This is a genomic window from Mesorhizobium humile, assembly GCF_033977215.1.
In the GTDB taxonomy this organism is placed as follows: domain Bacteria; phylum Pseudomonadota; class Alphaproteobacteria; order Rhizobiales; family Rhizobiaceae; genus Mesorhizobium; species Mesorhizobium humile.
Genome location: NZ_JAVIIV010000058.1, coordinates 1 through 3,368, shown reverse-complemented (window position 1 = coordinate 3,368; position 3,368 = coordinate 1). Strand labels below are relative to the sequence as shown.

At 56.8% G+C, this 3,368-nt stretch carries 4 protein-coding genes and 1 pseudogene; 4 read left to right on the top strand and 1 reads right to left on the bottom strand.

Features of this window, described 5'->3' with window-relative positions; all coding sequences use genetic code 11:
* Positions 1-256: 256 nt before the first annotated feature.
* Positions 257-1,018, bottom strand: coding sequence for a class I SAM-dependent methyltransferase (locus RFM52_RS32645; RefSeq protein ID WP_320297898.1), 762 nt, complete (start codon positions 1,016-1,018; stop codon positions 257-259).
* A 262-nt stretch (positions 1,019-1,280) separates the two neighbouring features.
* On the opposite strand from RFM52_RS32645, the gene RFM52_RS32640 reads away from it, so the two are divergent.
* The 4 genes and pseudogenes from RFM52_RS32640 to RFM52_RS32630 form a co-directional block, all read left to right on the top strand.
* Positions 1,281-1,538 (top strand): hypothetical protein, encoded by a 258-nt coding sequence (locus tag RFM52_RS32640; protein ID WP_320297899.1) that lies wholly within the window; start codon positions 1,281-1,283, stop codon positions 1,536-1,538.
* Positions 1,539-1,649: 111 nt separating this feature from the next.
* On the top strand, positions 1,650-2,105 hold the full coding sequence (locus tag RFM52_RS32635) for an ATP-binding protein (RefSeq protein WP_320327901.1): 456 nt from the start codon (positions 1,650-1,652) through the stop codon (positions 2,103-2,105).
* Between the two features lie 183 nt (positions 2,106-2,288).
* Positions 2,289-2,513: a transposase gene (locus RFM52_RS32945; RefSeq protein WP_430699290.1), complete on the top strand. Its 225-nt coding sequence runs from the start codon at positions 2,289-2,291 to the stop codon at positions 2,511-2,513.
* A 509-nt stretch (positions 2,514-3,022) separates the two neighbouring features.
* Positions 3,023-3,368, top strand: a pseudogene (locus tag RFM52_RS32630) (hypothetical protein); the annotation flags it as partial.

Below are 3,368 nucleotides of genomic sequence, written 5' to 3'. Positions count from 1 at the left end.
CGAGCAGTCCGCTCGCGGTATTCCTGTTGACTAAATGCAGGAACGCGTTCCTGTTGACCAAATGTGGGCATAGCAGCTCTCCTATTTTTCCTTTCTTAGAAGCCGCAACATTGGCAAGCGCTCATCAAAAGACCATTAGTTCTACCGGCATCCTTTAAGATACAGCTTCCACGATGATTTCGCCTTCTGGCCAACGAATCCTTGGAAAATCACTGTATTTCGGACAGGCCGTTCAGGCGAAGCTATACGGCCGATCCTATTTGTACGCGACAACTAAGAGGCGTGAGCTGTCGGATGTAAACGCTTCACCTTCTTTGCCATATGCTTCAACAGACTTGAACCCAGCACTTCGCAACATGCGAACGTATTCAGAAAACCCATACTGTCTGTAGGACAGGTGGGTTCGCCTAATGTGTCCATCGCGAATGATAATCCTTTCGAGGTTCTCACGATCGCTTAGCACGTCGTTGCTATATATATCGATCCGCAGATCGTCATTAAGCCGGGCAACGTCACATATGGGAAACTTGTGGCGTAGGGACACGATGCGACTATGGTTGTCGATTAGCAAACACCCGCCCTTTCGAAGGGAAGAGGCGGCTTCACGAAGAACTCTCTCGTTATCCGCGTCGTCGAAATAGCCAAAGGTAGTGTACCACAGAAAAGCAGCGTCGAATCGATCTCTCCAGGGAAGTGAACGCATGTCGCCGAGAACATACTCGACATTTATTCCGCGTTCAGCCGCATCCGACTCGGCTTTTTTTAGCAAGATCGGCGAGATATCAAGTCCGACTACCTGCGCTCCTTTTTCCGACAATCGATTGGCAATCCGCCCATAGCCACACCCAAGTTCAAGAACCGCGCTGCCTTGTGCAAGAGAAAGAAGGTCCCAAACTAACCCCGCCTGTCTGTCAGACGCATCCGGCGGGTTTATCACGCATCCAAAATGTATGTAATCTTCGCTGAAGTATGATTCGAGCTCCTGTGATGAAACAGGCCTAGCTATGTCCTCGCTCATAGTTGCTTACTCTGCTCCTGAATGATGCTTCTCGTGGCGACGATATTCTCACAATGACCGGATAGTTAAAGAGAAGTTTTGTAACAATTTTGTTCCTTCATTTAACTCTTTTGCGACAGTTATTAACATTCCTCATTCGATATTGTACCTGTCCGTCATGCCCCTCCAACAAGAGTGAAACCACTGATCGGCACCGATTCTTCACCGCGCACGACTTTCTGGTTCGCCAGCCCCGCAGATCGACGCCGCGATCTGGGTCCAGATGGCGGAATTCGGCGCCCTCTCGATGCCCGGCAGGCCTGCCGCGACATGGCGCTCTCCTCGATATTGCCGCCAAGGCTACTGCGTCGATGCTCTGGCCCTGCGTATCGAGGCCGCGCTCGATAGAGGCAAACTCCCCAATGTCGCCAAGTTGAGGAGCGAGTTCCTGTCCACGGTCAGAAGCCGTGTCGACGTCACCATCCCGCCGCCCGATTTCGCCGGGTACAACCATTTGCTAGCCAACGCACAGGTGCTGTGATGAGTAGGACCAAGGATCAGGTCGCCGCCGTGCTGCCCACCCTGCTATCGGCACTGCGCCTGCCCAGCATCAGCTGCAACTGGAAGCATCTCACCGACACTGCTGATCGCGATGGCTGGCCCGCGGCCAACCTTCTCGCCTGTCTGCTCGAGATCGCGATGGCCGAGCGCGCCTCTCGACGCACCAGCGAGCCATCGCGAACAGTCCGGCTTGCCTGCCTGCATGACCTTCGCCACTTCCGATTTCGACTTCCCTTCCGGAATCCGAAAGCCCCATTTGCTTTCCCTGGCTACGAGCGAAGGCTGGATCGAAAGCGGCGGCAACATCCTCATTTTTGGTCAGAGGGGCACCGGCAAGACGCACGTGATTGCCGCCATCGGCCCTCATCGATGCCGGTCGCCGCGTCCTGTTTTCCACAACCACCGATATGGTCCAGAAGGGTCATTGAATGCCGCTGACGAATTTGCTCGCCGCAGATCCGCGGGCGCCTCCCGCCCGTCACGCTGCCCCAGCGACAATTACAACTCCGATAGTCGTTGGCCAGTTGCCAGACAGCCGATCCGGTGATACCCAAATCACACCACTCGCTCCGCCCCCCAGGCCATCGTAATCGCCGTCGACCGTTCTCCATAATCGCCGCGCTACAGGCTAGCCATCCGAACCTGAAGACGGTGGCCACAGTGCTGCTTTCTGTGCACGCCGTGCTACTGCGCAAGTTCCAGGCTCTCGAGAAAGAGGGTTCGCGCGCGGGTGCGCCTTGATGCCAGGGCCAGGCGGTTACTGTCGACGCAGGGAATCGGTCCGATCATGGCGCTCACTTATGCCGTGCGATCGACGACCCCCGGGCGCTTTCGCTCCTTGAAGCGGGCGGGGGCGCATTTCGGCCTGACGCCGAAGAAGTGTCAATTTCCGGAACCGACTATAGCGGCCGCATCAGCAAGATCGGGAATGCCGCAGTGCGCAAGCGCTCTATGAGTCCGCCCATATCATGCCGGTGAAGCCGCTCAAGGACTGCACGGAGCTGAGAAACTGGGCCCGCCTAGCGGGCCGGGATGAAGAAGGCCAAGGTGGCGCTGGCGCGAGCTTGCGGTGATCCTGCGCTGCATGCTCGCCGATGGAACTGTCTTCAATGCGACGGCCAGGACGATGACGGCAGCCACCTGAGAAAGGGGAGAACAACCTTATTCGGGCGGGTCACGACACCAAGCCCTCCAAAGCGAGGTCCCGTTGCGGGGACGATGGGATAAGGTCAGACCGCAACAGCCTGCGTGGCATCGCGATCGCGCGTCACTAAATTGGTCGGTTTATCCTCTTCACACTCCATCAGGTGGCGCGCACCGACCCCATGCAGAAGCAAGACCCCGGCACCTGGGCGACGCACAAAGGGATTGAGCTATCGAGGGCCCGTTACAGGCTGTTGAAAAAGTGGCTCGCAGCGAGGCTGTGAGCGTGATTCAGTGTCGGCGGAGATTCGGAGAAAGGGCATGGGCGTCAGAGACGAACGGTTTGGCGAACTGTCCAGTTATGTTGACAGTGAGGCTCGCCTGCGGTGCGACCATCCGTGGCGCCGCATCCGGGCGATTGTGAATGAGGCGCTGGCGGCGTTGGGGCGGGACTTGGCGCTGGTTGGTCGGCATCGGCGTCGATGACGGGGCCTGGGACCATTCGGTGATCTCAAAGAACCGCGACCGGTTGCTGGAAGGCGATATCGGATCATGCGTGATCCAGATGATGCTCATGCTGATTTCCTGGCAGAGCTTCAAAAATCTCAATCCTCACTTTACTTCTCGATTGTTAGCCGGTGATTTCCTTTGGATTATGGCAGGGATG

Bases quoted from the DNA above. Each gene is read 5' to 3' on its own strand.
- RFM52_RS32645 (WP_320297898.1), bottom strand. From the start codon at position 1,018: ATGAGCGAGGACATAGCTAGGCCTGTTTCATCACAGGAGCTCGAATCA.
- RFM52_RS32640 (WP_320297899.1), top strand. From the start codon at position 1,281: ATGGCGGAATTCGGCGCCCTCTCGATGCCCGGCAGGCCTGCCGCGACA.
- RFM52_RS32635 (WP_320327901.1), top strand. From the start codon at position 1,650: ATGGCTGGCCCGCGGCCAACCTTCTCGCCTGTCTGCTCGAGATCGCGA.